This window comes from Allorhizobium ampelinum S4 (assembly GCF_000016285.1).
Taxonomy (GTDB): Bacteria; Pseudomonadota; Alphaproteobacteria; order Rhizobiales; family Rhizobiaceae; genus Allorhizobium; species Allorhizobium ampelinum.
Window position 1 is genome coordinate 107,058 of record NC_011989.1, and the last position, 24,468, is coordinate 131,525.

A 24,468-nucleotide genomic window follows, 5' to 3' on the forward strand; every position below is an offset into this window, starting at 1 on the left:
TATATTAAAGGAGGCAGGTCATATGCGCGACATCATGGGCATGATGGGCAAGGTCAAGGAAATGCAGGCCAAGATGGAGAAGATGCAGGAAGAGATTGCATCGCTTCAGGTCGAGGGAAAATCCGGCGGCGGATTGGTGACGGTGACGATGACCGGCAAGGGTGAGTTGAAGGGACTGAAGATTGATCCGTCGCTCTTTAAGGAAGACGACGTGGAAATTCTCGAAGACCTGATCGTCGCGGCCCACAAGGACGCCAAGGACAAGGCCGAGGCCATCGCTGCCGAAAAAACCAAGGACATGACCGCTGGCTTGCCGATCCCGCCCGGTTTCAAGCTGCCGTTTTAAGTTGGTCGCGACAGTTCCGAATTCGTAAAGGCGAGGTCATTCCTCGCCTTTTTCCGTCTTGCCATTAGTGCGGTCGACATGACCGAGATCCTTGCCGGGTTCGATCACATCACGCACCCGCTGTTTCAATTCCTTTGGCCCCGGAAATCCGCCGTCGCGCTTGCGTTCCCAGATCAGCGCACCATTGACGCGGATCTCGAAATTGCCGCCGGTGCCAGGAATCAGGCCCACTTCGCCTAGGCTATCGCCAAAGGTTTGCAAGAGTTCCTGTGCCATCCAGGCGGCGCGCAGCAACCAATTGCATTGGGTGCAGTAGAGAATGGTTATTTTCGGCTTATCGGTCTCAGGTTCAGTGGTCATGGGGACAAGGCTCTCGGTGTTTCGCATAGGTCGCGTTGGCGCATAAATACAGTATAAGTGAAATTGAATTTGAATCTTTCCCGGTGTAGGCTGGGCAGTGATAGTCTTAGAGTTTGCCTTAAGAAAAGTGAAATCCGTAGAAATGTACAGCACCGGCTTGGGAGGGCAGAATGTACAAATTTGAAGTTTATAAAGACAAGGCAGGCGAATTCCGGTTTCGGTTCAAGGCGTCGAATGGCGAAACAATGTTCAGCTCTGAAGGCTACAAGGCAAAAGCCTCGGTGATGAGCGCGATTGCCTCCATTCAGAAAAATGCGCCTGAGGCAAAGATCGAAGACCAGACCACGGCAACTGTCTGATAAGGCGTGATCGGCGTGGCCAAATTGCCTCGCCGATGTGCCCAAGCTCTTATAGAGAGCCCACACGCTTGTAGAAAATCGTCGTATCGCAGAAGCGCCCGTCGGGAAACAGCGCATAATCCGGCACGACACCAGCCCGCTTCCAGCCGAGTTTATCGTAAATTGCTTCAGCCGGTTCGCCGGTCGCTGTATCCAGTACGATCAATGTCTTGCCTGCGCGGGCGGCCTGATGCTGCGACGCCTCCATCAGTTGGCGCGCGAGACCAAGTCCACGGGCAGAGCGATGCACCAGCAATTTTTTGAGATCGGCACGGTGCGGCTGGTTGGGCGGCTGTTTCAGGCCGATCTGTACCGTACCCACCACGGTTCCCTGATGTTCTGCCACCAGCAGCAGGCTATCACCCGCCTCGACAGCATTGGCGACGCCCTCCCAAAAGGGCCTAGCCGTTTCAAGGTCGAAGGGCAGCATGAAACCCACCGATGCGCCGCCATTGACGCAATCGGAGAGAATCTCACAGAGGTCGGGAATCGCTTCACGGGCGTCAGAGGCGTTTAGCAGCCGAATTGCAGTCATGGTCATTTCCTTCGAATCAGCGGCCAAGATCGATGATCACGCCATAGCGGGCAGGGCGGTCCGTGGGGTTATGGAAGGCGTGGACCTCGCCGATATCCATATAAAGACAGTCGCCCGGCTCCAGCCGGTGAACGGTATCGCCGACGGTCAGCTCGATAGTGCCTTCGAACAACCAGACATGTTGCCATTGCCTGCTGCTGGGATGGGGGCTGGCAGGCTGCGCGGAAAATTGGACACGCGCGCCCGGCGGCAGTTCCACCTCCACCACATCGACCCGCGCACCGGTGCCGGGTGCGGAAACGGCGCGGCGCAGATAGCCGGTTTCGGGGTCTTGCCACACTGGCTGGTCGGCGTGGCGCATCAAGGGTGAGCCATGATTGGGTTCGGCAAAAAATATCGAAAGCGATTGACCCAGCGCCGAGCATAGCCGTGCCAACAGGGTGGCGGTCGGGCTGGCTTCAGCGCGCTCGATACGGGAAATCATGGCCCGGCTGACGCCGGAGAGATCCGCCAACTGGTCGAGTGTCAGACCGCGTGCTGTGCGGATCGCTTTTAGTCTGGCTGCAATGGCGAGAGTGAGGGTATCAGGCGTATTTTCCATGATATAAGAAATATAGTATCTTATAGTGGAGTCAATAACCTTTCTCGTGCGGCTCACAGCAGCAAAATCACGTTTTATCAACAAGCCTCTTGCATGTCGCCCAACTCCCGGCCTTTTTCGCGTGCCAAGAGAGCGTATGATTCGCACGACAGGACGAGTCGAGCACAACCCCAAGGAGACAGACGTGATTGAGATCAGAAAACCGCAAATCGAGGAAATGCGGCCGAAGATTACCGTCATCGGGGTTGGTGGTGGGGGCGGCAATGCCGTCAACAACATGATCAACGAAGGCCTGCAAGGCGTCGATTTCATTGCCGCCAATACCGATGCCCAGGCGCTGACCATGTCGAGAGCCCCGCGCCTCATTCAGCTTGGTGCCGAAATGACCGAGGGTCTCGGTGCCGGTTCGGTGCCGGAAACCGGACGGATGGCCGCAGAAGAATCCCTGCATGAAGTGATGGATCACCTGGCCGGTACGCATATGTGCTTCGTCACTGCCGGCATGGGCGGCGGCACGGGGACAGGTGCAGCGCCGGTGATTGCGCGTGCGGCCCGTGAGGCCGGTATTCTGACGGTCGGTGTCGTCACCAAGCCCTTCAGCTTTGAAGGTCGCCGCCGGATGCAGGCTGCCGAAGAAGGCATCGAGCGGCTGCGTGAAGCTGCCGATACCGTTATCGTCATCCCCAACCAGAACCTGTTTCGCATTGCCGATGCCAAGACCACCTTTGCCGATGCTTTCGTGATTGCCGACAAGGTGCTGTTTTCGGGCGTGTCCTGCATTACCGACCTGATCGTCAAGGAAGGCCTGATCAATCTGGACTTCGCCGACGTGAAATCCGTCATGAAGGGCATGGGCCGGGCGATGATGGGGACCGGCGAGGCGACCGGCGACAGCCGCGCCATGAAGGCGGCGGAAGCGGCGATTGCCAATCCGCTGCTGGACGAAGTGTCGATGCGCGGCGCGCGCGGCGTGCTGATCTCGATTTCCGGCGGCATGGACATGACGCTGTTCGAGGTCGATGAGGCCGCTACCCGTATCCGCGATGAGGTCTATGACGAGGCCGATATCGTCGTCGGCGCGATCTTCGACAAGGAACTGGACGGTACTTTCCGAGTGTCGGTGGTCGCCACCGGGCTTGGCGAAGAGGGCGACCATCAGCAGGCACGCTGATTTCGCCCGGCCTTTGTCAAAATTATCCTTCAAATGCCCCGCATTTCCGCTTTGCGGCATGCGGGCGCGCTGCTATATGCGCAGGCCATGAGCACACAGAACCGCACGCCTCTCGACCATATCCGCAACTTTTCCATCGTCGCCCATATCGACCATGGAAAATCGACGCTGGCCGACCGCCTGATCCAGAATACCGGCGGCCTTGCCGAACGGGAAATGTCGGAACAGGTGCTCGACAGCATGGACATCGAGCGCGAGCGCGGCATCACCATTAAGGCCCAGACCGTGCGTCTGCATTACAAGGCCAATAATGGTGAAACCTATGTGCTGAACCTGATCGACACGCCCGGCCATGTGGACTTCGCCTATGAAGTCTCGCGGTCGCTGTCGGCCTGCGAAGGTTCGCTGCTGGTGGTGGATGCGTCCCAGGGCGTTGAAGCCCAGACGCTGGCCAATGTCTATCAGGCCATCGACAACAATCATGAGATCGTCACCGTTCTCAACAAGATCGACTTGCCTGCCGCCGAACCGGACCGGATCAAGGAGCAGATTGAGGAAGTCATCGGCATCGATGCCTCCGAAGCCGTGCTGATTTCGGCCAAGACCGGGCTTGGTATTCCCGACGTCTTGGAAGCGATCGTTCACAAGTTGCCCGCGCCGAAAAGCGCGCTGGGCGACAAGGGGCCGCTGAAAGCGCTGCTGGTCGATAGCTGGTACGATACCTATCTCGGCGTCATGGTTCTGGTGCGCGTTATCGATGGCGTGCTGACCAAGGGCCAGACTATCCGGATGATGGGGACGGATGCCAAATACCAGGTAGAGCGCGTTGGCGTGCTGACGCCGAAAATGGTCGCCATGGACAGTCTCGGTCCCGGCGAAATCGGTTTCTTCACCGGTTCGATCAAAGAAGTGGCCGATACCCGCGTCGGCGATACCATTACCGAAGACAAGCGTCCGACGGAAACGATGCTGCCCGGCTTCAAACCTGCCCAGCCGGTGGTGTTCTGTGGGTTGTTCCCGGTTGACGCCGCCGATTTCGAGGATCTTCGTGCTGCGATGGGCAAGCTGCGTCTCAATGATGCCAGCTTCTCTTTTGAGATGGAAAGCTCGGCGGCTCTCGGCTTCGGCTTCCGCTGTGGCTTCCTTGGCCTGTTGCATCTGGAAATCATCCAGGAGCGGCTTGAGCGTGAATTCGATCTCGACCTGATCGCCACGGCCCCTTCGGTTGTCTACAAGCTGTTCATGACCGATGGCAGCGAGCGTGAGCTGCACAATCCCGCCGATATGCCTGACGTGGTGAAGATCTCCGAGATCCACGAGCCCTGGATCAAGGCGACGATCTTGACGCCGGACGATTATCTCGGCGGCATCCTGAAGCTTTGCCAGGACCGGCGCGGCATCCAGACCGAACTCACTTACGTGGGCAAGCGGGCCATGCTGACCTATGAGCTGCCACTCAACGAAGTGGTGTTCGATTTCTACGACAGATTGAAATCGATTTCCAAGGGCTATGCCTCGTTCGATTACCATCTGGATGGCCACAAGGAAGGCAATCTCGTCAAGATGTCGATCCTCGTCAATGGCGAGCCGGTCGATGCATTGTCGATGATGGTTCACCGCATGGCAGCTGAAAAGCGTGGCCGTGACATGTGCGAAAAGCTCAAGGACCTGATCCCCAAGCACATGTTCAAGATCCCGATCCAGGCCGCTATCGGCAGCAATGTCATCGCCCGCGAAACCATTTCGGCGCTGCGCAAGGACGTGACCGCCAAGTGCTACGGTGGCGATGCCAGCCGCAAGCGCAAGCTGCTGGACAAGCAGAAGGCCGGCAAGAAGCGGATGCGCCAGTTCGGCAAGGTCGAAATCCCGCAGGAAGCGTTTATTGCCGCTCTGAAAATGAGCGACGAATAAGCGGTCTCGATGATCTGATGCTATATCAATGCAAAAGGCGGAAAACCGGGAGGTTTTCCGCCTTTTTTGTGAGAAAAATCTGCACTCAGCTATGGGCGAAAATATCGGTCTCTTCCCAGCCCAGCAGGTCCAGTTTGGCCCGGGTCGGCAGGAACTCGAAGCAGGCGGTGGCGTGGTCCATGCGGCCATCGCGCACCAGCCGGGCGGTTAGCTTGTCGCGCAGCGCATGCAGATAGAGCACGTCGGAGGCGGCATATTCGAGCTGCGCCGGAGACAGCGTTTCTGCCGCCCAGTCGGAGGATTGCTGGGCCTTGGACACATCCACATCCAGCATTTCCTTGAGGTTGTCCTTTAGTCCATGCCGGTCGGTATAGGTGCGCGACAGACGCGAGGCGATCTTCGTGCAGAACACCGGCGTGGTGGTGACACCAAACGTATGGAACAGCACGGCGATGTCGAACCGGCCATAATGGAAGATTTTTTCCCGGGTCGGGTCTTCCAGCAGGGCGGTCAGGTTGGGCGCCTGGCGCTGGCCCGGCGCAATGCGAATGACGTCGGCTGTGCCGTCACCCGGCGAAAGCTGCACCACGCAGAGCCGGTCGCGGCGGGGGATAAGCCCCAGCGTTTCGGTGTCGATGGCGATGGCGCGGGTATAGCGCGCCGCGTCTTCGCTGCTGATATCACCTTCATGGTAGCGAATGGTGGAAGCCATGCCTGTCTCCTGCTGTCTCTTTGGTCTTTGTGCGGCCTATAACGGAAACAGCCGTGCAGCGATACCGAATATCAAGAACCACGCCTGAAATCATCACGTCACAGTTTCGGATTGCTCACCGGTCCTTCGTCGCAAAGCTCGGTATAGGCCAAGGTCTGGTCCAGATGCTCGGCGCGAAGCGACAGCAGCTTTTCGGCATAATGCAGCCTTATCGCACCATATGCCGGGTCCTCTGCTAGGTTGGTCAACTCGCCCGGGTCAGCCTGAAGATCGAACAGCAGCGGTGGCAGTCCGGCAAAATGCACATATTTGAATTTTTCGTCACGGATCACGGCGAGATTGCACTGGCTGGATTTCAGACCGAGGGCATTCTCCGTGGAATTTGTCACCACATCCCGGAAATCGAATTCCCAGAATGCGTGGTCCCGCCAGTTATCGGGTTGTGTGCCGCCAAGAAACGGCAATAGGGAGCCGCCGTCCTGATGATTGAGAGGGCTGACGCCCATTCGGTCCAGCAGCGTCGGCATCAGGTCGGCGGCGCTGGTGAAGGCTTCCACCACTTGCCCGTGGGTGCTAGTGTTCGCCGGATCGCGGATCACCAGTGGAATGTGATAGCTGCCATCATAGGCGCCGCCCTTGCCCAGCATCCAGTGGTCGCCCAGCATTTCGGCATGGTCGGAGGTGAAGACAATGATTGTGTCGTCCCAGGTGCCGCTGTCTTTCAGGGCATCGACGATCCGGCCAAATTGGGCATCGACCTCGGCGATCATGCCGTAATAGGTGGCGCGGATTACGTCGATCTGTTCTGAACTCCAGTCGCAGACGCGGCCTTCGGCGCCGGCAATGAAAGAGGATTGAGGCAGCTGCGGCAGCATCAGCTCTGCCAGTGGATGCACGGCCATTTCCGCTTCCAGCGTCGGATGACGCACAGGTTTGGGTCCATTGCCCGGCGTAAACATCCGGTTATAGGGTTTGGGAACACAGAAGGGCGGATGCGGGCGCAGGAAGGAAATATGCGCAAACCACGGGCGCGTCTGCTCCTCGCGCCAGTTCAGGAAAGCCTCGGCCAGAAACGCGGTCGGTGTTTCTTCCGCACTATAGGCCGGTGGTTCCTGATTGGGCTGGACTGGCCGCTCCTGCCCGGTCTGATGGAGTTCGCGCCCGGGCCGCACGCCGCCGCGCCGGGTTTTCAGCCAGCTCAGCCATTGCCGATCATCTTCCAGCAGCAATTGCCCAACCGTAAAGCCCGGCAACACGCCCTCATAACTGGTCAGATGCGGATCGGCGGGCGGCAGGTGGCGGGGATCGAGCGATACATCGGTATAGCCGAACAGCGTCGGATCGTAACCAGCCCGGCGCGCTGCCAGCGCCACCGTGTCGAAACGGGCATCGAGTGGCGAGCCGTTGCGACAGACCCGGTTGTTCATCTGGTAAAGCCCGGTATAGATCGCTGCCCGCGCTGGCGAGCAAGGGGCGGCTGCGGCAAAATGTCGATGAAACAACAGGCCTTCTGCCGCCAGTCGATCAACATTGGGGGTCTGCACCACGGGATGGCCGACCGCTGACAGGCAATCGCCCCGCCATTGGTCCGCGGTGATCAGCAGGATATTCGGCTTTTTCTGCATGGATGAGGTCTTTGCTTGTTTTGCCACGGACGCGATGCGCAAAATTTATATCGGCGAGGATCTGGTTTTCCTAGGACGGTTTTTGGGTCTTTCTAAGGTCCATGCAGGCTTGGTTTTCGAGCTTGGCTTCCAGCGGGGGCTTTGTCTGTCAGGCCATTGCGCAGATAGGTCTCGTGGGCAATCTTCCAGCTCTGCCCGCGCTTGATCCGGGGGCTATGCAATCGTCTCGATTGGAAATGCGCAAATTCTACTCATTCGTCAGCGGATGATCGGCGATCGAGGGTGAAAGGCCTTCGTTTCTTGATAGATTTCGCAAAACGCCGGTATTTTCGCTCCTTTGCTATGCGCTGGATACATTGCTGCAATGCGGTATTAACGATATTCATCCCCGGGAAATCCTCTATATTGAAATCATCGAAGCGACGCACTCCTCCTCCCAGTGTCGCTTTGAAGGGATCGGCGATACTCCTCCTCCCAATTGCCGATCAAGTTCAAGAGCCCGACGCATCCTCCTCCCGCGTCGGGCTCTTTTGCGTTCTGGCCCTAGCCTTTCCTCTCTTCAATCCCGTCTTATCCGGTTCGATGCATAAACGATGCTTTCGTCTGCTTTGAATTGGTTTAAACAGTCTGGGCAAACCTTAGCGTGATGACCGCGCGGAGGATTGGTGCGATGACTGGATGACAGTGAGGCTTGACCCTATGGCGGTAAAATTCGGCACTAGCGGACTGCGCGGTCTCTCTTTGGACCTGGTTGGCAGCGTTTCGGCTCTGCATGCGACGGCATTTGCCAGAATGCTGCTTGCCAAGGGCTATGCCAAGCAGGGCGCGACCGTGCTGATCGGCCAGGATTTTCGCCCCTCCAGCCCCGAAATCGCTGCCACCTGTATGGGTGCGCTGCAACGGGAAGGGCTGGTTCCGGTCGATTGTGGGGCCATTCCCACGCCAGCGCTGGCCTTTTATGGCAGTAAGATCGGTGCGGCCTCGCTGATGGTGACAGGCTCTCACATTCCTGCCGACCGCAACGGCATCAAATTTTATCGGCCGGATGGAGAAATCGACAAGGCTGACGAAGAGGCGATCACTGCACTTGCCGCTGAGTTGGCGGCTGATGAGGCCGCTAACCGCGTTGAGCATGGCACAGGCGAAGACCGATACGCGATTGCCGTCGACCTGTTTCTGAAACGCAATATGGCTGTCCTGCCCCCTGCCGCCTTTAAGGGCATGAAAATCGGCGTCTATCAGCATAGCAGCGTGGGGCGTGACATGCTGGTGACCCTGCTTGAGGGCTATGGCGCATCCGTCCTGCCGCTGGGGCGCTCGGAGATCTTTGTCCCTGTGGATACCGAGGCGGTATCGCCTGAAACAATCGGCAAGCTTTCCGCCTGGGCAAGCGAGCATGGCCTGGATGCCATCGTCTCCACCGATGGCGATGCCGACCGTCCGCTGGTGGCCGATGAAAAGGGCGCGTCCTTGCGCGGCGATCTGCTGGGGTTGATCACTGCAAACCTGTTGGGCGCCAAGGTGATTGCGACACCTGTTACCTCCAATTCGGGCATTGAAGCCGCAAGCGGATTTAAGGTCCTGCGCACCCGTGTCGGCTCGCCTTATGTGATTTCCGCCATGAATGCGGCGCTCTCGGCGGGTGAAAGCGGCGTGATCGGCTTTGAGGCGAATGGCGGCGTGATGTTGGCCTCCGATTTCACTGTTCATGACGGCGGTCTTGCCGCTCTGCCGACCCGCGATTGCGTTATGCCTATCCTGGCAGCGCTCTATGCAGCGGCCAGCACCGGACAGACACTCTCCGCCGTGGTGTCAGATTATCGCCTGCCGATTGCCCTTTCCGACCGACTGGAGCACTACGCCTTGGACAAAAGCAGTGCGCTGATGGCATTTCTGCGCGTCTCGGACGAAAACCTGAACACCTTTCTGGCACCAATAGGGACCGTGCGGGAAACCAGCGATATCGATGGTTTACGGGTGACGCTCAGTGATAACAGGGTCATCCATTTCCGCCCTTCCGGCAACGCCCCGGAAATGCGCTGCTATGTCGAGGCAAGCGATCGGGCATCGGCGGCCAGCCTGCTGGCCCAAGGTCTTGCCTTGCTGGCAAAATGGCCAGATTGACAAACCCAGAGGCCTGTCAATCAAGCGGATAAACAAGGTGATACGCTTCCCGGCGGGGTGCTGTCCTTGGAACGCAAGGGATTGTCATGCGCTTTTCGCTTCCGCCGCGTGCCTGCTGCGGCTACATCATTTGCAGGATTGATTTTTTGCAAAAAGGATGACCGATGGACCGTGGCCACGACCCCAGTGAACTTGAAATGGTGGTATTGATGACGCCGGATATGGCGAATTTTTCCGGCAAGGTGCATGGCGGTGCGCTGCTGAACATTCTCGACCGGGTCGCCTATTCCTGCGCCTCGCGCTTTTCCCAGCAATATGCGGTGACGCTGTCGGTGGATCAGGTGGTGTTCCGTCAGCCGATCCACGTCGGTGAACTCGTGACGTTCCGCGCATCGGTCAATTATGCCGGGCGCACATCAATGGAAATCGGCATTCGGGTCGAGGCGGAGGAAATCCGCACCGGTGAACGCCGCCATACCAATTCCTGTTACTTCACCATGGTTGCCGTGGATGCCGAGGGCAAGCCGACCGCCGTTCCATCCTTCTGTCCCGAAACGCCGGCGAAAATCCGGCGGGAAAAGGCGGCCCGTGAGCGTCGCGCCCTGCGTCAGGAATTCGAGCATCGTTTCAAGCAGGTCAAGTTGTCCGGTCAGGACTAAAACATCATAGTTTGGGATTTGATCGTTTAACCCTCAATGGCGCCTTTTTGCGTTATGACCTGCGGCTCTCTTTTGCCCCACCGATGCTCTCCCGCCGAAACAGATCGATTACATGACCGAAATCACCTTGAATGTCCTGCCGATTTTCCTGCTGATTTTTTCCGGCTGGGCGCTGGTGCGCAGCCGGTTCCTGAACGTGGATATCGGTGATGCCTTAAGCGAATTTGTTTTCAAGGTCGCGGTGCCGGTTCTGCTGCTGCATACGATTACCCAGGCTGATTTTCAGGGTGCATCGCCTTTTCGTTTGTGGATTGCCTATTTTGCCGGAGTAGGTGTCACCTGGACCATCGGCCATCTCGTGGCGACACGGGTTTTTGGCCGCGACCAGCGGATCGGTGTGCTGGCCGGGGTATCCTCAGCCTTTGCCAATAATGTTTTCATCGGCCTGCCCTTGGTCAGCCGCATGCTTGGCAATGACGGTGTTGTTGCTCTGTCCATTCTGCTGGCCGTGCACCTGCCATTGATGATGGTGATCGGCACGGTCTTGATGGAACATGCCGAGCGCCGGGAAAGCGGGGTGCAATTGCGGGGAATGCTCGCCGTCTTGCGCCAGGTCGGGCGCAATCTTGTCACCAATCCGCTGGTGATTGGCCTTGCCATCGGACTTATGGTGCATGTGATCGGCCTGCCGATCCCGGCGACGATTGAGACCGTGCTCAGTCAGATCTCCGCCATGGCTGGGCCGGCGGCGCTGATTTCGCTGGGCATGGCTCTTACCAAATATCGTGTCACCGGCAATGTCGGTATTGCCAGCGTTACCTCGGCCCTGAAATTGGTCCTGATGCCCGCATCCGTGTGGATGGCCTGCCACCTTCTGCATTTGCCGCATGAATGGACCATGGCGCTTGTGCTGACGTCTTCCGTGCCGACGGGCGTTAACGCCTGGCTGATCGCCAATCGGTTTGGGGTCGGCCATGCGCTGGCCGCCTCGACCATCACCATTACAACAGCACTTGGTGTGTTTTCCGTCACGTTCTGGGCGTGGCTGCTGGGCGCGTGATATGAATGCTTTGCGTACAAAGCCAGAATGGGAGCGATGTGTAAAAACTCAGGCCAGATCGGCGATCCGCCAATAGAGCGCTTCGGCGGGTAGGGCGTCTTCCTGCGGCGCCGCTAGCGCCAAGGTCGGGGCAGTATAATGTTCTGTCTCAAGCTCCAGCACGTCGGTGTGGTCGGCTGTTTCAAGCGTCACATCGTCGCTCAGGACATAAGACTGGCTTTCGGATAGGGTTTCTGCCGCGCTGCCGCTGTCTTCTTCCGCCGTTTCCTCATCCTCGGCAGAGCCGTCGCGCTGGTGCTGGCCGTTGTTGTCCTGGTGCGCGTCGTCGTCGCCCAGAGCCTCGATGGCATCCACAGTCTCAGTCTTGCCGCGACCGGGTTCATCCTGAACCGCAAGATAGCTCACCACCGGAAACGGCACGAAGGGCGGCACATGCAAAACCGATGCATGCACTATGGCCTGTGCTCCGGCAAGCGATAGAATGGCCTGCTCACGGGTAATCTCTTCTTGCCGTACGGAAACCAATACCGCTTGCGCTTCGCCGGCTGGTGTCTGGTTTGCCGAGGAATTTGCCTGCATCTGGCCGGCTTGCATCTGGCTTAAACGCCTTTGGTTTATCTCCAGCAATGTAGCCTGGTTGGCGCGGGCATCGGCATTGATCGCAGGGTGCAGATCGTTCTGTTCATTCTCCTGCATATCCTCCGTCTGGAAAAACATTTGGCGCAGCAAATCCGTGTCGGAATCCTCTTCCGGCATTGTTGGGGGGTGGAGTGATGCTCCTGTTACATCCATCCAGCCTTTCAAAGACAGCACGGTGGCGACCATTGTATCGATGCCATCGCCGTCAGTGCTGCGGGGCAGAATTGGGTCCTGATGATTATCCTGCAAGGGAGCCGGCGTGGTGAAAGCTCCATAGGCTCGGTTCGTGGCTTGTGTCGCCAGGCCGTCCATCGCGGCTTCCCGCGCTGTCTGGGCAAGGCCTGTGGCAAGAGGCGGTACTGCACTATTCCCCATCGCCACGGCTGCGGGCGTTCCGGTTGTTCCTGGCATTCCGGTCATTCCAGAGGTTCCAGTCTGGCCATTGCGGTCGAAAGCTAGCGCTTTCAAGCCTGTCTCCGTGGCAGCTTTGGCCGCAAGTCCCGTGCTTGTTTCCTCCGGCAGGTCATCCATGCGGGTCATAACCGTTTCGGATTCTACCATATTGCCAGCAATTAACCTGTTGTCCGTGGCTGGTGCTGCGCCTGTCGTTGCCGTTTCGTTTGTCACCAGCGCCATTGCGGCAGAAAGCGCTTCAGGGCGGATAGCTTGTAAAGGCGTCTGGCGCCCTGCCACTTCAGGGTTTGCGGGCGCTTGCGCCGAAAGGCTGCGAGGGGCCGGAGTTTCCTCCGCCTGCGTACCATCAAGAACTGGTGTGGATGGCGTGCGGTTCGTGGTGACGTCTTCCGGTTCCGACACAATCGGCGCGGTTTGAGTAACGACTGCCGCCTGTTCGGCTCGCGGTTGCGCGGTAGAGACCGCCGCGCTTTGCGCTGCGAGTGCCGCGGTTACGGGTTGTCCCGCAACCGGGCCAGGAGACTGTTCGCTTAACCTGGCAGCTGGCACCTGTTGCCCTGTTGCAGGATTTAACGTTTGCGGTGCCGCTGTCTGGCCCGATGCTGTCTGGCCCGATGCTGGCGGGGCCCCGGCGGATTGAGGTGGTGGTGGGTTGGATGGGCTCGCGCCATTTTGGCTATAGGAGGAAACCACGTTCAGCGCCTTCAGATCACCGCTATTGTTGCGCTTGATTTCCATATAGGCGGATAGCAGGGCTGCTTCCGGACCATCGGTATTTTGTAGAACCCGCAACAGGACCTCGATCTGCAATCCTTTCAGGGCTTGGGTCAGCTGCGTTTGCAGCCGTGCTCTTTGGCCGTCGTCCAGATTGGCAAGGGCTGTCGCGAAGCGCTGGGCAAAGGCCGCGTCGGTTTCGCCGGGATCACGCTTCAGCCCGATCGATTGGCCGACCAGATCGGCGATTTCCGCCAGATCCGTCTGCACGCTTTCCCGGCTGTTGAGCAAGAGGTTATTGATGCGTCCGGCAATCGCCGAACCGCCCTCGCGGTCCACCCGGATCATGCTATCGCTCGTCAAGCCGCTCATGGCCGTGTCGGACAGGGCGGCCTCGGTGGCGCTGTCGTGAAAATTTGGCGCAGTGCGCGATAAAGCTTGAACGGGAGGCAACATAGCATATCCCTTTTTGCAAAAGGACCTGGCCAACCAAGGCCCGGCCATGCAATCCGGAGTTTAAGGGCAGAGTGTGCTGGAAAGTCGCTCATGCGGCTTTGATATCGGCTGCCCCGGCCCAGAACCTTATGCACCGGACCTGAAACCCGTTGCACCCCAGCTACGCGGGATTGCATCGGACGCCGTGCAAGGCAGTTGCGAATCACCTTATCAGGATAGAATGGCTGCACATGGTTAACAATATGTTAAAGCTCTCATCTGCTCGTCTCGGAGAGAGTGTTTCGCCGTAATCCTTTCTATCTGCTGGTTAATTTTCTCCTTAAATCGATTCCGGTTTCGGGAATTATGAAGTAGCATACACCGCACCATAACCCTGCCCGATTGCAACATGCCGGTGAGCCTGATGAGCCGTATCAATCCGATCCTGAACACCGATAGCTACAAGCTGGGGCATTTCCTGCAATATCCTCCCGGAACCCGGGCGGTGAGCGGCTATGTCACCACGCGTGGTGCTTCCCTGCGGCCGGAAGTGGTGTTTTTCGGCTTGCAGATGTTCTTGAAGGAATATCTGTCACAGCCCATCACCCAGGCCGATATTGATGAAGCGCAGGAACTGGCCGCCCTGCACGGCCAGCCTTTCGACCAGGCCGGTTGGCACTATATTCTCTCCGCCCATGGCGGATTTCTGCCTTTGCGCATAGAGGCGCTGCCAGAGGGCAGCTTCTTGCATCGCGGCGTGCCGATGGTGCAGGTGGTTAATACCGATCCGGCCTGCTTCTGGTTGCCCTCCTATATTGAGACGGCGCTGTTGCGGGCGGTGTGGTATCCGTCCACGGTCGCCAGCTCGCTTCGCCATGTGAAGCAGACTTTGAAGCCCTTCCTCGATAAAAGCTGTGACGACCCATCGGACAAGATTGGCTCGCGGCTGTTCGAATACGGCGCGCGCGGTGCAGCCAGCCTGGAACAGGCCGGATTGGGCGGTGTGGCCAACCTGCTGCATTTCGACCACACCGATACGCTGGAAGCGGTGCTCTATGCCCGACGCTATTATGGCGCTGCCATGGCCGGTCTCTCGATTCCGGCCTCGGAACATACGACCATGATCGCCTGGGGCCAGGACCAGGAAGTGCAGTCTTTCGCCAATATGATCGACCGGTTCGGCGATTATCCGGCCTATTCGGTGGTATCGGACAGCTATGACATTCACAATGCAGTGTCCGAAATCTGGGGCAAGACCCTGCAACAGAAAGTGCGCTCCAAGCCCGGCAGGCTGATTGTGCGGCCAGATAGCGGCGATCCGATTGATGTTCCGGTTCAGACGGTGGCCCAGCTTGCCTACCAGTTCGGCACGCGGTTGAATGCCAAGGGCTATAAGGTTCTGGATGACAAGGTGCGGGTCTTGCAGGCGGACGGCGTGTCGCTGCGCGATATCACCATGATCCTTGGTCGGCTGGAAGCCATGGGCTTTTCGGCGGAAAATATTTCCTTCGGCATTGGTGCATCGCAATTGCAGAAGGTCAGCCGCTCGACCTATTCCTTCACGATGAAATGCAGTGCCATCATGGACGGGCAGGAGCGTTGGCGTCCCATTTCCCGCCGTCCGGTCACGATGCAGGAACGCATGCCGGAACCTGGGCGTCGCGCCGTCATCGTGGAAGGAGACGAGTTTGCCTCTATTGCTTTGGAGGATCTAGGCCGTCGCACCAATCATTTGCAGCCGGTTTGGGAAAATGGCCGCCTGCTGAAAGAATGGAGTTTCGACGAAATCAAAGCAAAGGCCAGGACGCCGCATCGCATGGATATGTGATGCGATGGCGTAAATCGGTGGTCAATTCTGAAGTGCTGTTTGGGGTTTCTGCTTCAAACGGTGTCGGGCAGGAACATGCGATAGAGACCATTGTCGTCGGCAAGGAAGCCCGAAGGACGCTCGATGACCGGTGATCCATCCTCCTCGCTTGAGGACATGGCATCGAGCCAATTGGCCGGTAGTCGCTCTTCTTCCTTGACGTCGTCTGCCTTGATCTCGGCAATTTCCTCGATCATTTCGGCAGAAAGAGGTGGAATTTCCTCCCTCGGCAGTTGGCGTTGAGGGGTGGAGAACAGGAACCCGATCTGCTGGCTGTCGTCATGTGCCGCTCCGAGCCGCACAGTCCGTTCCACAGGATAGGTCTGGGCGGAAGGCGCTGAGGAAAGCAAAACACCGTCTCTCGCAATTGATGCAGTATCCATCATGGTCACACAGGTCAGGCGCACATGGCTTCATCCATGGTCGCTATGGCTTCACTTTGAACGGGCAATGGCTTGGATGCGCACACATCGTTGCGCCCGGCCTGTCCCATCGATCTTTGGCAGCCGGCTCGAGCTTTCGTCCGTTCTGCTGCCAGGGCAAAAGCTAGGCCGAAATCTTTAAGGAAATACTGATGAAACCGGCATTGCCGGAAAGATATATTTTACCTTGACGGACGTCAGCCCTCGTTGAGATCGCACCCTTTGAGTGATGAAATCCAGGTGCTGCGGAGCTTGCAACAGCGCCCGTTTTTGATAGGCATGGGCCAACAAGGATGAGGTGGCACCCATGACGATCACGCTTTATGGCATCAAGAATTGCGACACGATGAAAAAGGCGCGGACCTGGCTGGAGACGGCGGGTATCGATTATGCCTTTCACGACTACAAGGCCAAGGGCATAGACCGCGCCAGCCTCCAGGCCTGGAGTGCCAAGCTTGGCTGGGAGGTGTTGCTGAACCGGGCGGGTACGACGTTCAAGAAGCTCCCTGATGAAGCCAAGATCGATATGAATGAAGAAAAGGCTCTGGATCTGATGTTGGCCCAACCGTCTATGATCAAGCGCCCGGTTCTGGACAAGGACGGGACGCTGACGGTGGGGTTCAAGCCGGAGCAATATCAGGCTGTTTTCGCAGGTACCGGGTTTTAAATTTCGGTCCGATGCTCCAGGGTCTACATCGCTGTAACGAGGCAAATAATGTCGAAATCGACCCGCGCCACGCTGGCAATGGAAAAGGCTGGCCTGGCCTTTACCGTGCATCACTACGATTACGATCCGAACGCCGAGCGTATCGGCCTTCAGGCGGCGGAAGCGATTGGCGAGGAGCCGCGCCGGGTGCTGAAAACCCTGATGGCGGAGGTGGATGGCAAGCCTGTCTGCGTCGTCCTGCCCTCCGATCAGGAGGTCAGCATGAAGAAACTGGCCGCCGCCATCGGCGGCAAGCATGCCGCGATGATGAAGCCCGCCGCTGCCGAAAAGCTCACCGGCTTCGTCGTCGGCGGCATCAGCCCTTTCGGTCAGAAAAAATCGGTGCCGACCGTGATCGAGCTCTCGGCGCTCAATGAGTCGCATGTCTATCTAAACGGTGGCCAGCGTGGCTTGCAGGTCCGGTTGGAGCCGAAGGCGGCGCAGGCCGCGCTCAATGCCATTGCAGCATCGGTTATTGCCTGAAGGTAGATTGTCTGGCGGTGTTTTTTGCCTTCAATTCTGTATGAAATGACCTATCTCTGTCTCGTGATCATGTGGGTCTTCAGCTCACCGCTGATCCGGTACCGGTGGGGACCGGATTGACGCAGCCGGAAGCCTCCGCGGCCTCTGCGCGATTGAAAAGCGTAGATGCTTTCGTTTCGAAAACCAGGAAAAAATCTATGACCCTGCCTGATGTCTCAAATTCCATCGATCCGGTAAAGCTCGACAAACTGGCCGAAGTGGCCGTCAAGGTTGGTCTACGGCTGGTGCCGGGCCAGGATCTGGTGATCACCGCACCGCTGAACGCGCTGCCGCTGGTGCGCAACATTACTCGTCATGCCTATATGGTCGGTGCCGGTCTTGTGACGACCTTCTATTCGGATGAAGAGACGACGCTGGCCCGTTATGCCCATGGCGCGGATGCCAGTTTCGACAGGGCTTCCGGCTGGCTTTACGAGGGCATGGCCAAGGCCTATGCGGGGGGTGCGGCGCGGTTGGCGATTTCCGGCGATAATCCCATGTTGCTTGCCAGTCAGGACCCCGCGAAGGTGGCGCGAGCCAACAAGGCCAATTCAATTGCCTTTAAGCCTGCCTTGGAGCCGATTTCCAATTTCGACATCAACTGGAATATCTCGTCCTATCCCAACCCATCTTGGGCCGCTCAGGTGTTTCCGGATCTGCCCCTGGATGAGGCGGTGAAAAAGCTGGCGGATGCGATTTTTGCTGCCTCCCGGGTCGATCAGCCCGATCCGGTCGCGGCCTGGATGGCTCATAATGGTGAGTTGGCCAAGCGTTCGGCCTGGTTGAATGGCGAGCGGTTCTCAAGTCTGCATTTCACCGGCCCCGGCACGGATCTGCGGGTTGGCCTGGCCGATGGCCACGAATGGCACGGCGGTGCCTCCACGGCCAAGAATGGCATTACCTGCAATCCGAATATCCCGACGGAAGAGGTGTTCACCACGCCACATGCGCTGAAAGTGGACGGCGTTGTCTCCTCCACCAAGCCGTTATCGCATCAGGGCACGCTGATCGACAATATCCAGGTGCGGTTCGAAGCGGGCCGGATCGTCGAGGCCAAGGCTTCGCGCGGCGAGGAAGTGCTCAATAAGGTCTTGGACACCGACGAGGGCGCCCGGCGTCTGGGAGAAGTGGCACTGGTGCCGCATTCATCGCCGATTTCGGCGTCCGGCATCCTGTTCTACAACACGCTGTTTGACGAAAACGCCTCGTGCCACATCGCGCTTGGCCAGTGCTATTCCAAATGCTTCCTGGACGGAGCATCGCTGACGCCGGAGCAGATCAAAGCCCAGGGCGGCAATTCGTCGTTGATCCATATCGACTGGATGATCGGTTCCGACAAGGTCGATATTGACGGCGTGAAAGCGGATGGCACAACGGTGCCCGTGATGCGCAAGGGCGAATGGGCCTGAAAATGCATTCGGCCTGCGTTTGATAAACGCAGGCCGGTTTCATCGAAATAGAGACCCGCGCACCAAATGTGGTGCGCGAAAGTCGTCATAAATTTTTAAATTTGTTGCATAATTTTCTCTTTAAGCCGGTTCCGGTCTAAAGAATTATGCAGTAAGGCCGATCAGCCCTGTCTGGCCTTACGGTTGGCATAACGCTGATCGCGTTGCGCCTTGCGGGTGGCTTCGTCTTCAAGCAGACGGGAAATTCTGGCTTTTTCAGCGGCGTCGCGGGCATCGGCTTCAGCTGTTGCTTCAGCGGCAAGTGCGGCTTCACGAGCAGCAGTCTCGGCTGCAAGCTGTTGCTGTTCCTGCAATTTTGTCTGTTCGCGCTCGGCGCGCCGTGCTTCTCTGGCCTCGGCTATCGCCTGGCGCTCTGCCTGGCGGGCGAGACGGGTTGGTTCCGACGCTTCCTGCGCGGCCTTATAGGCCTGAAGGAGAGCGGCCTTTGCGTCGGCAGCGGTTGTACGGCGGTCGACGACTTCATTTTTTCGGCTATTTTTCAAAGAGATGTTCCAGTTGTAGATAGGGCCTGCAAATCAGGCTTTTCGGGTCGTTTTGGCAGCAGTCGCGGCGTCAGCCATCTGCTGGTCCTGCAATTCCTTGGCAAGCCTTGCTTCGCGCAGCCTGAGGGTTTTTTCTTCACGGGCAAGCACGAGCGAATCCTGTTCTTCCACGGCACGACCGCGCGCGAAGAACTGCGACTGCTCCTTGTCAAAAGCGATTTCCGCCTGCTGACGTGATTTACTATAGTTTTCTGCCATGGGGTCGCGCCTTTCTGGGTGGCAGCGCCGCGTGCCGGGCATGGCGCGCAAAAAACGCTACGACATTCTGCGCCGTGTACATCAAGTGTACGTGAGGCCGCTGTGACACTTATTACGAAGGCTCAAAGATGCAGATCACATCCTTGCCCTGAAGACATTTCACATATCTCAAAGACAACAAGGACTTGAGATGTTTGCAAAAGGCATAGGAATTGCCATCTTCACGGTCTCTTCGCATACCATCTGCTGCATATTTCATGTGCGACCCGAACCGGGCGCAAGAGGTTATGCAACAGGAAATCGTGTGAGCGCGGTCTGCGACGGCGCGGCAGGCAATAAAAAAGGCCAGGCAAACTGCCTGACCTTGGTTGGATCATGCTCTCAACAATGCCAGTACATCCGTGGTCAAAGGAAAGCCGAACCTTATATTAAGCAGCCTGGAGATTGCAGGCCGACATCTTGCCGGACTTGTTGTCGCGTTCCATGTCGTAGGCGATCTTCTGGCCTTCGACGATTTCACGCATACCAGCGCGTTCAACAGCAGAGATATGCACGAATGCATCTGGGCCGCCATTGTCAGGCTGAATGAAGCCGAAGCCCTTAGTGGAATTAAACCATTTAACTGTGCCAGTGGTCATGATGAACCCTTTCATAGCATATTGAGTGACCACAGCGCATAACGCCGTGGATGAGGATAGCGATTTTTGAAAGGAAGGTTCGTTCAGGGCGCGGTGCTAATTGCGCGGTAACCAAAGCTCAGCAAGCAAATATCGATGACCAATAGATACCCCCTCAAGGCGGCCATGTCAACCAAAGCTTTGAATTTATTATGATCCGCCTTTTTCCCAAGCCATGGTCAAGGGGTCCAAAGCCTTGTATCCGCACCGTAATCTCTGTCTGTGCGGCACCGCGTTCAAACGTCCATTCTGTCGCTCGTGACTGTGCCGTTTGCACTCTTTTGGTTAGAAAAGACTACCCTGTCCGGCGGGTGGCTCCGACTTTTTCGGCGATTTGGGCAAGGGATTCGGCCTTCCCGGGGCTGGGGTTGTCGTTGCGGAAGCGGCTTGCGGTGGAGGTGACGCCTTATCACCCTCTCCGGTCACAGCGGAAACCCGGCCATCGGCAAATTCGATGGCGATGGCTCGTCCATCCTCAAGTCCCGCCGCACGCGACAGGGGCCGATCATCCTGCCCACGGATTACGGCATAGCCGCGCATCAGGACATTCTTGTAGGACAGCGATTGCAGCATCCGGTCATGGGCCGAGACCGTGGAGCGGGCGCGGCGCAGATCGTTGATAACAGCGCTGTCGGCCCGGCGCGAAAAGCTGTCCAGCCGGTCTCTCGAGCGTCCCGTTTGCGCTTTCAGCCGGGCCGGAACCGCCGTCAATGTTGCATCGATCCGTCCGAGATTGGCTTTTTGCCGCTCGATCAGCCGTTCGATAATCCGGTCAGAAAGGGCGGCGCGTTCGCTGACCCGCTGTCGGCGTTCCACCAGGCGGCGCACCAGCATATCCGGCGACAATTTGGCGGCGGCCCGCTCGAAGCTTTGCCGCTTGGTCATGGTGTTCAGTTCCAGGCTACGGCCAAGACCGCTGGCGGCTTCATCGAAACGGCGGCGCGGCAGCGCCAGCAATTGATCGAGAGAGGGCAGGGCGCGGGCCAGCGCCCGCAGGTTCTGGCGGCGATGATCCATCTGGCGGTTGACGGCGCCTGCCAGTCGGGCAGCAAGCCCGGCCAGTTGCGCTTCCAGATCCGCCTTGACCGGCACCGCCATTTCAGCCGCGCCTGTCGGTGTTGGTGCCCGGACATCGGCTGCATAGTCGATCAGTGTCCAGTCCGTTTCATGGCCGACCGCCGAAATCAGCGGAATGGCGCTGGCGGCGGCGGCGCGCACCACTGCTTCGTCGTTGAAGCTCCACAGGTCTTCAAGGCTGCCGCCACCGCGCGCAACGATCAGCACATCCGGCCTTGGGATGACACCATCAGGCTGAAAGGCATTGAAGCCGTTGATGGCGTTGGCAACTTCGTCGCCGGAGCCTTCACCCTGCACTTTGACGGGCCAGACCAGGACATGCACGGGAAAGCGGTCGGAAATCCGGTGAAGAATGTCGCGGATCACAGCGCCGGTGGGCGATGTGACGACGCCGATGACCTTTGGCATAAAGGGCAGCAATTGCTTGGTGGCCGGATCGAACAGGCCCTCCGCCGTAAAGCGACGTTTGCGCTCCTCGATCAGCGCCATCAGGGCTCCAGCGCCAGCCGGTTCCATCTGCTCGATGACGATCTGGTATTTGGACGAGCCGGGAAAGGTGGTGATGCGGCCCGTGGCGATCACTTCCATGCCCTCTTCGGGCCGGTATTTCAGCTTGGAAAACGAGCCCTTCCAGATCACCGCGTCGATCCGCGCCTTGTCGTCCTTAAGCGAAAAATAGGCATGGCCGGAGGAATGCTGGCCTCGAAAGCCGGAAATTTCGCCGCGCACCCGCACCTGGTCGAAGGCGGTTTCGATGGTGCGCTTGATCGATCCGGAAAGCTCCGAGACGGAAAATTCGGTCAGATTGCTGGGCTGGTCGTCGTCAAAGAAAGAGGCCATGACAGTGTTTTATCCAAGCTTGCAAAAAAACGCATCTTTTTTTGGAAAGACGTTAACAGGCTTTGTTCGGGCCAATTTCATGGGGCCAATCGTTAACTCTCGGATGGCAATATGCCAGACATCACGATTTGTCTGTCATACGGGATTGCATCCATGACCTTTCTCATCGCCATGGCAATTGGCATCGCCACCGGAATGACCCGAAGCATCATGGCGATTGTTGCGGTTTCCCTGGTGCTTTTGACGGCGGGGCTGGTCATGCTGGCTCTTTCGCCTGCGATGACGGCGATGGATCTGCTGACGGCGCTGATTGCCTATAATGTCGGGCTGATCGATTGCCTGATGGTCTCGCTTGCTCTGTCACAGCGCAAGATCGCCTGACCTCACTATTCGTTTGTAAACTCTACCCGTTCACGGCTGCGGTTTGACCAAAAAGATCCGCAGGCCGGACTGGCTGTCAGCGGCAAGCGGCTGAAGATAATCAGGCACCCTGTTGCGGTTCAGGTCGGCATAAAGCCCATCTGGCTTCAAGGCGATCAACTGGCGGGTTTGCGAATCGGAAGGGCAGAAGGCGAGAATGCCGACATGGGCGCCCACCAGAAAAGCACGGGCGTCCGGCGGGGTAGAGAGACCGATATGCAGTTCCGTCAACATGCCTGCCTGGTTGCGATGATAGGGTGCCGTCAATATCCGATGTGGGGTAAAGCGCAGGATGGAAGTGCCGCTTTCCGATGGGGCGGCAACCGTCGTCGGTGCTAAACTCGTCAATTGGACAAGAGCATTTTCAGATGAGCAATCGCGGCTGGCATCCTGGGATGCCGGGCCGGATCGACTCTGTGGTTTCAATCGTGCCGTTCCTTCCACGGCAAGGGTGCCTGCGATTGCCCACACGGAAGGGACCGACAGAAGAATGCTGGCGATATAGGCAAGGCTTGGGATCATGCGGGCTGGTCGCAGCATTGCGCGCCTGCGCAGATCGGCAACCAGCAGCGCGAGCGGCAGGATCGGGATCAGGTTGGAAAACATTGCGCCGCGCACCTGGATCAGCGCGACACCGAGGCTAACCGCCAGCAAGAGCGCTAGCGCCAGATGCGCCTCCACCTGGTTTTTCCGCCAGACCTGGATCAGGCAGACCAGCAGCCCGAACAGGCCGACGGCGTAAAAGCCGCCAAGAGTTCCCGGTTCCTGCTGTGCCATGGCAAAGATCGAGCGAGCCTCGCCGACATTGTTTAGCCAGAGTGTCACCAGCATCGGATCGAGGTTGGCGAGCGGATTGCCGAGGCATTGGGGCGCGACGATCAAGGCTGAGAAACCGACGCTGGCACCGATCACCAGCAGCAGGAACAGCCGAATACCGGCAGGGAACCGGCTGGCAAAGGCAGCAGCGGAAAACAGCAATCCGCCGCCAATGGCTGTCAGGGCGTAAAAGCCGAAGGAGAGATTGTCGCAAGTGACCGTGCGATAGGATTGCGGCGGCACGGTTGCCACAAACAGAAGTGTGACCGACAGCGCCAGGCTGAGAGAATAGGCCATGGCGCAGGCCCGCATAGCTTTGCCATGCCAGGCCCAGAGCAGGGCGACGATAGCGCAGGTCGTGGCAATCAGCGGGGTGGTCTCCGCGCCGATGGCCAGCGCCAGCGCCGCCGCCGCACCAGCCAACGCAAACAGTGTCGATGAGCGTGTCCCGGAGCGGGCGTCAGACTGAGTCGCTGGCGCAGCGGTTGAAAGCACGGCGGTCAGGAAAGCGATCAGGGCGATCTGGACATTGTGATGATCGATTGCGCCGGGCAGGAAACGGTTGGATGTCAGAAGATAAAGGGCGCTCAGGCAAAGCGCCAGATGCATGGTCACCCGGCCGCCCAGCGTCCATCCGGCAGCACCGAGCGACAGCATGACCGGCACGGTCCAGAGGAGCGGCCAAATGGCAAGGGCAACCGCTTCGGCTGTACGCGGCACAAACCAGATGCCCGCCAGCCGGATCAAGGCGGCAATCGGCCAATCGATCAACCGCGACCAATGCATCAGCGTGCCGGGTGCCAGGCCCAGCCGGTATTGCATCATGTCGAACCAGCCCTGACCGGCAAGATAATCCCTTACTTCGATCAGCCGCATGGCATCGTCATTGTCAGCGCCGACATAATCTTTTGCAAAGGGCAGCGTCGTTGCGCAGATGGCGACGATGACCAGCAGGCAATAGCCCAGCATGACCGGCAGGAGGCGCGCGGCGGTCCCGTGCGTCTTCACCAGACAAGTTGCAGAGAATACGGGAAGGGAAGACTTGGACGTCATCGGTATTTCCGGTTGTTCGGGGCCTCCCGTTTTGGAGGGATGCGACCAAGATTCTTCGATTGTTCGGCTTATCCGAAACCTAGCCTTAACCTTCTCAAGAAATAGTAAAATCTCCAGGAGCCGCGTTTCGGCTGCCCGAACATGTGTATCGAGTA

At 58.2% G+C, this 24,468-nt stretch carries 24 protein-coding genes; 12 read left to right on the forward strand and 12 right to left on the reverse strand.

What is annotated here, in order from left to right; all coding sequences use genetic code 11:
• Positions 1 to 22: 22 nt before the first annotated feature.
• A complete protein-coding gene (locus tag AVI_RS00515; RefSeq protein WP_012654590.1) occupies positions 23 to 346 on the forward strand; it encodes a YbaB/EbfC family nucleoid-associated protein in 324 nt (107 codons plus the stop codon).
• Positions 347 to 382: 36 nt separating this feature from the next.
• Here AVI_RS00515 and AVI_RS00520 read toward each other — a convergent pair whose 3' ends face one another.
• Positions 383 to 706, reverse strand: coding sequence for an Rdx family protein (locus AVI_RS00520; protein WP_012654591.1), 324 nt, complete (start codon positions 704 to 706; stop codon positions 383 to 385).
• A gap of 170 nt (positions 707 to 876) precedes the next feature.
• Here AVI_RS00520 and AVI_RS00525 point away from each other — a divergent pair, with 170 nt between their 5' ends.
• Entirely contained in the window at positions 877 to 1,065 is a 189-nt protein-coding gene (locus tag AVI_RS00525) for a YegP family protein (RefSeq protein ID WP_012654592.1), read from the forward strand.
• 49 nt (positions 1,066 to 1,114) lie between these two features.
• On the opposite strand, the gene AVI_RS00530 is transcribed toward AVI_RS00525, so the two are convergent.
• Positions 1,115 to 1,639: a GNAT family N-acetyltransferase gene (locus AVI_RS00530; RefSeq protein ID WP_012654593.1), complete on the reverse strand. Its 525-nt coding sequence runs from the start codon at positions 1,637 to 1,639 to the stop codon at positions 1,115 to 1,117.
• Between the two features lie 16 nt (positions 1,640 to 1,655).
• Positions 1,656 to 2,240 carry a helix-turn-helix domain-containing protein gene (locus tag AVI_RS00535; RefSeq protein ID WP_012654594.1) on the reverse strand — a complete coding sequence of 195 codons (585 nt, stop codon included), beginning with the start codon at positions 2,238 to 2,240 and terminating at the stop codon, positions 1,656 to 1,658.
• Positions 2,241 to 2,424: 184 nt separating this feature from the next.
• On the opposite strand from AVI_RS00535, the gene ftsZ reads away from it, so the two are divergent.
• Both ftsZ and lepA read left to right on the forward strand, forming a co-directional pair.
• Positions 2,425 to 3,411: a cell division protein FtsZ gene (ftsZ, locus tag AVI_RS00540; RefSeq protein WP_049777113.1), complete on the forward strand. Its 987-nt coding sequence runs from the start codon at positions 2,425 to 2,427 to the stop codon at positions 3,409 to 3,411.
• 87 nt (positions 3,412 to 3,498) lie between these two features.
• Positions 3,499 to 5,322 carry a translation elongation factor 4 gene (gene lepA, locus AVI_RS00545; protein WP_041697319.1) on the forward strand — a complete coding sequence of 608 codons (1,824 nt, stop codon included), beginning with the start codon at positions 3,499 to 3,501 and terminating at the stop codon, positions 5,320 to 5,322.
• An 85-nt stretch (positions 5,323 to 5,407) separates the two neighbouring features.
• Here lepA and AVI_RS00550 read toward each other — a convergent pair whose 3' ends face one another.
• Positions 5,408 to 6,034: a ribonuclease D gene (locus AVI_RS00550; protein ID WP_012654597.1), complete on the reverse strand. Its 627-nt coding sequence runs from the start codon at positions 6,032 to 6,034 to the stop codon at positions 5,408 to 5,410.
• 98 nt (positions 6,035 to 6,132) lie between these two features.
• Complete coding sequence (locus tag AVI_RS00555; RefSeq protein WP_012654598.1) at positions 6,133 to 7,659, reverse strand: alkaline phosphatase family protein; 1,527 nt, start codon at positions 7,657 to 7,659, stop codon at positions 6,133 to 6,135.
• 699 nt (positions 7,660 to 8,358) lie between these two features.
• On the opposite strand from AVI_RS00555, the gene AVI_RS00565 reads away from it, so the two are divergent.
• The 3 genes from AVI_RS00565 to AVI_RS00575 all read left to right on the forward strand — a co-directional run bounded on the left by AVI_RS00565 (position 8,359) and on the right by AVI_RS00575 (position 11,502).
• Positions 8,359 to 9,783: a phosphomannomutase gene (locus tag AVI_RS00565; protein WP_041696060.1), complete on the forward strand. Its 1,425-nt coding sequence runs from the start codon at positions 8,359 to 8,361 to the stop codon at positions 9,781 to 9,783.
• Positions 9,784 to 9,947: 164 nt separating this feature from the next.
• Complete coding sequence (locus tag AVI_RS00570) at positions 9,948 to 10,442, forward strand: acyl-CoA thioesterase (RefSeq protein WP_041696061.1); 495 nt, start codon at positions 9,948 to 9,950, stop codon at positions 10,440 to 10,442.
• A 112-nt stretch (positions 10,443 to 10,554) separates the two neighbouring features.
• A complete protein-coding gene (locus AVI_RS00575; protein WP_012654602.1) occupies positions 10,555 to 11,502 on the forward strand; it encodes an AEC family transporter in 948 nt (315 codons plus the stop codon).
• Positions 11,503 to 11,550: 48 nt separating this feature from the next.
• Here the strand turns inward: AVI_RS00575 and AVI_RS00580 are convergent, their stop codons facing one another.
• The gene (locus tag AVI_RS00580) at positions 11,551 to 13,725 is read right to left on the reverse strand and encodes a hypothetical protein (RefSeq protein WP_041696063.1); all 2,175 of its coding nucleotides are present in this window, start codon (positions 13,723 to 13,725) and stop codon (positions 11,551 to 11,553) included.
• A 403-nt stretch (positions 13,726 to 14,128) separates the two neighbouring features.
• On the opposite strand from AVI_RS00580, the gene AVI_RS00585 reads away from it, so the two are divergent.
• Positions 14,129 to 15,532, forward strand: a complete 1,404-nt coding sequence (locus AVI_RS00585) for a nicotinate phosphoribosyltransferase (protein ID WP_139192434.1) — start codon at positions 14,129 to 14,131, stop codon at positions 15,530 to 15,532.
• A 53-nt stretch (positions 15,533 to 15,585) separates the two neighbouring features.
• On the opposite strand, the gene AVI_RS00590 is transcribed toward AVI_RS00585, so the two are convergent.
• Complete coding sequence (locus AVI_RS00590) at positions 15,586 to 15,954, reverse strand: hypothetical protein (protein ID WP_139191538.1); 369 nt, start codon at positions 15,952 to 15,954, stop codon at positions 15,586 to 15,588.
• 346 nt (positions 15,955 to 16,300) lie between these two features.
• On the opposite strand from AVI_RS00590, the gene AVI_RS00595 reads away from it, so the two are divergent.
• The 3 genes from AVI_RS00595 to AVI_RS00605 all read left to right on the forward strand — a co-directional run bounded on the left by AVI_RS00595 (position 16,301) and on the right by AVI_RS00605 (position 18,630).
• Positions 16,301 to 16,660, forward strand: a complete 360-nt coding sequence (locus tag AVI_RS00595) for an ArsC family reductase (RefSeq protein WP_012654606.1) — start codon at positions 16,301 to 16,303, stop codon at positions 16,658 to 16,660.
• Between the two features lie 48 nt (positions 16,661 to 16,708).
• On the forward strand, positions 16,709 to 17,182 hold the full coding sequence (ybaK, locus tag AVI_RS00600; RefSeq protein ID WP_012654607.1) for a Cys-tRNA(Pro) deacylase: 474 nt from the start codon (positions 16,709 to 16,711) through the stop codon (positions 17,180 to 17,182).
• A 197-nt stretch (positions 17,183 to 17,379) separates the two neighbouring features.
• Positions 17,380 to 18,630, forward strand: coding sequence for an aminopeptidase (locus AVI_RS00605; protein ID WP_012654608.1), 1,251 nt, complete (start codon positions 17,380 to 17,382; stop codon positions 18,628 to 18,630).
• Between the two features lie 161 nt (positions 18,631 to 18,791).
• On the opposite strand, the gene AVI_RS00610 is transcribed toward AVI_RS00605, so the two are convergent.
• The 4 genes from AVI_RS00610 to xseA all read right to left on the reverse strand — a co-directional run bounded on the left by AVI_RS00610 (position 18,792) and on the right by xseA (position 22,024).
• Positions 18,792 to 19,172: a DUF6481 family protein gene (locus tag AVI_RS00610; protein WP_041696065.1), complete on the reverse strand. Its 381-nt coding sequence runs from the start codon at positions 19,170 to 19,172 to the stop codon at positions 18,792 to 18,794.
• Between the two features lie 33 nt (positions 19,173 to 19,205).
• The gene (locus AVI_RS00615; RefSeq protein WP_041697321.1) at positions 19,206 to 19,430 is read right to left on the reverse strand and encodes a hypothetical protein; all 225 of its coding nucleotides are present in this window, start codon (positions 19,428 to 19,430) and stop codon (positions 19,206 to 19,208) included.
• A 428-nt stretch (positions 19,431 to 19,858) separates the two neighbouring features.
• On the reverse strand, positions 19,859 to 20,068 hold the full coding sequence (locus AVI_RS00620; protein ID WP_025427963.1) for a cold-shock protein: 210 nt from the start codon (positions 20,066 to 20,068) through the stop codon (positions 19,859 to 19,861).
• 324 nt (positions 20,069 to 20,392) lie between these two features.
• Positions 20,393 to 22,024 (reverse strand): exodeoxyribonuclease VII large subunit, encoded by a 1,632-nt coding sequence (gene xseA, locus AVI_RS00625; protein WP_012654612.1) that lies wholly within the window; start codon positions 22,022 to 22,024, stop codon positions 20,393 to 20,395.
• Between the two features lie 153 nt (positions 22,025 to 22,177).
• Here xseA and AVI_RS00630 point away from each other — a divergent pair, with 153 nt between their 5' ends.
• The gene (locus AVI_RS00630; RefSeq protein WP_139192435.1) at positions 22,178 to 22,405 is read left to right on the forward strand and encodes a hypothetical protein; all 228 of its coding nucleotides are present in this window, start codon (positions 22,178 to 22,180) and stop codon (positions 22,403 to 22,405) included.
• A gap of 30 nt (positions 22,406 to 22,435) precedes the next feature.
• On the opposite strand, the gene AVI_RS00635 is transcribed toward AVI_RS00630, so the two are convergent.
• Entirely contained in the window at positions 22,436 to 24,313 is a 1,878-nt protein-coding gene (locus tag AVI_RS00635; RefSeq protein ID WP_012654613.1) for a hypothetical protein, read from the reverse strand.
• Positions 24,314 to 24,468: the final 155 nt, after the last annotated feature.

What these genes read in the sequence shown, in the direction of transcription:
- AVI_RS00580 (WP_041696063.1), bottom strand. Translation starts at nt 13,725, where the DNA reads ATGTTGCCTCCCGTTCAAGCTTTATCGCGCACTGCGCCAAATTTTCAC.
- ybaK (WP_012654607.1), top strand. Translation starts at nt 16,709, where the DNA reads ATGTCGAAATCGACCCGCGCCACGCTGGCAATGGAAAAGGCTGGCCTG.
- lepA (WP_041697319.1), top strand. Translation starts at nt 3,499, where the DNA reads ATGAGCACACAGAACCGCACGCCTCTCGACCATATCCGCAACTTTTCC.
- AVI_RS00555 (WP_012654598.1), bottom strand. Translation starts at nt 7,659, where the DNA reads ATGCAGAAAAAGCCGAATATCCTGCTGATCACCGCGGACCAATGGCGG.
- AVI_RS00550 (WP_012654597.1), bottom strand. Translation starts at nt 6,034, where the DNA reads ATGGCTTCCACCATTCGCTACCATGAAGGTGATATCAGCAGCGAAGAC.
- AVI_RS00565 (WP_041696060.1), top strand. Translation starts at nt 8,359, where the DNA reads ATGGCGGTAAAATTCGGCACTAGCGGACTGCGCGGTCTCTCTTTGGAC.
- AVI_RS00535 (WP_012654594.1), bottom strand. Translation starts at nt 2,240, where the DNA reads ATGGAAAATACGCCTGATACCCTCACTCTCGCCATTGCAGCCAGACTA.
- AVI_RS00520 (WP_012654591.1), bottom strand. Translation starts at nt 706, where the DNA reads ATGACCACTGAACCTGAGACCGATAAGCCGAAAATAACCATTCTCTAC.
- AVI_RS00585 (WP_139192434.1), top strand. Translation starts at nt 14,129, where the DNA reads ATGAGCCGTATCAATCCGATCCTGAACACCGATAGCTACAAGCTGGGG.
- AVI_RS00615 (WP_041697321.1), bottom strand. Translation starts at nt 19,430, where the DNA reads ATGGCAGAAAACTATAGTAAATCACGTCAGCAGGCGGAAATCGCTTTT.
- AVI_RS00590 (WP_139191538.1), bottom strand. Translation starts at nt 15,954, where the DNA reads ATGGATACTGCATCAATTGCGAGAGACGGTGTTTTGCTTTCCTCAGCG.
- AVI_RS00525 (WP_012654592.1), top strand. Translation starts at nt 877, where the DNA reads ATGTACAAATTTGAAGTTTATAAAGACAAGGCAGGCGAATTCCGGTTT.
- AVI_RS00515 (WP_012654590.1), top strand. Translation starts at nt 23, where the DNA reads ATGCGCGACATCATGGGCATGATGGGCAAGGTCAAGGAAATGCAGGCC.
- AVI_RS00575 (WP_012654602.1), top strand. Translation starts at nt 10,555, where the DNA reads ATGACCGAAATCACCTTGAATGTCCTGCCGATTTTCCTGCTGATTTTT.
- AVI_RS00530 (WP_012654593.1), bottom strand. Translation starts at nt 1,639, where the DNA reads ATGACTGCAATTCGGCTGCTAAACGCCTCTGACGCCCGTGAAGCGATT.
- AVI_RS00635 (WP_012654613.1), bottom strand. Translation starts at nt 24,313, where the DNA reads ATGACGTCCAAGTCTTCCCTTCCCGTATTCTCTGCAACTTGTCTGGTG.
- AVI_RS00630 (WP_139192435.1), top strand. Translation starts at nt 22,178, where the DNA reads ATGACCTTTCTCATCGCCATGGCAATTGGCATCGCCACCGGAATGACC.
- AVI_RS00620 (WP_025427963.1), bottom strand. Translation starts at nt 20,068, where the DNA reads ATGACCACTGGCACAGTTAAATGGTTTAATTCCACTAAGGGCTTCGGC.
- AVI_RS00595 (WP_012654606.1), top strand. Translation starts at nt 16,301, where the DNA reads ATGACGATCACGCTTTATGGCATCAAGAATTGCGACACGATGAAAAAG.
- AVI_RS00605 (WP_012654608.1), top strand. Translation starts at nt 17,380, where the DNA reads ATGACCCTGCCTGATGTCTCAAATTCCATCGATCCGGTAAAGCTCGAC.
- xseA (WP_012654612.1), bottom strand. Translation starts at nt 22,024, where the DNA reads ATGGCCTCTTTCTTTGACGACGACCAGCCCAGCAATCTGACCGAATTT.
- AVI_RS00570 (WP_041696061.1), top strand. Translation starts at nt 9,948, where the DNA reads ATGGACCGTGGCCACGACCCCAGTGAACTTGAAATGGTGGTATTGATG.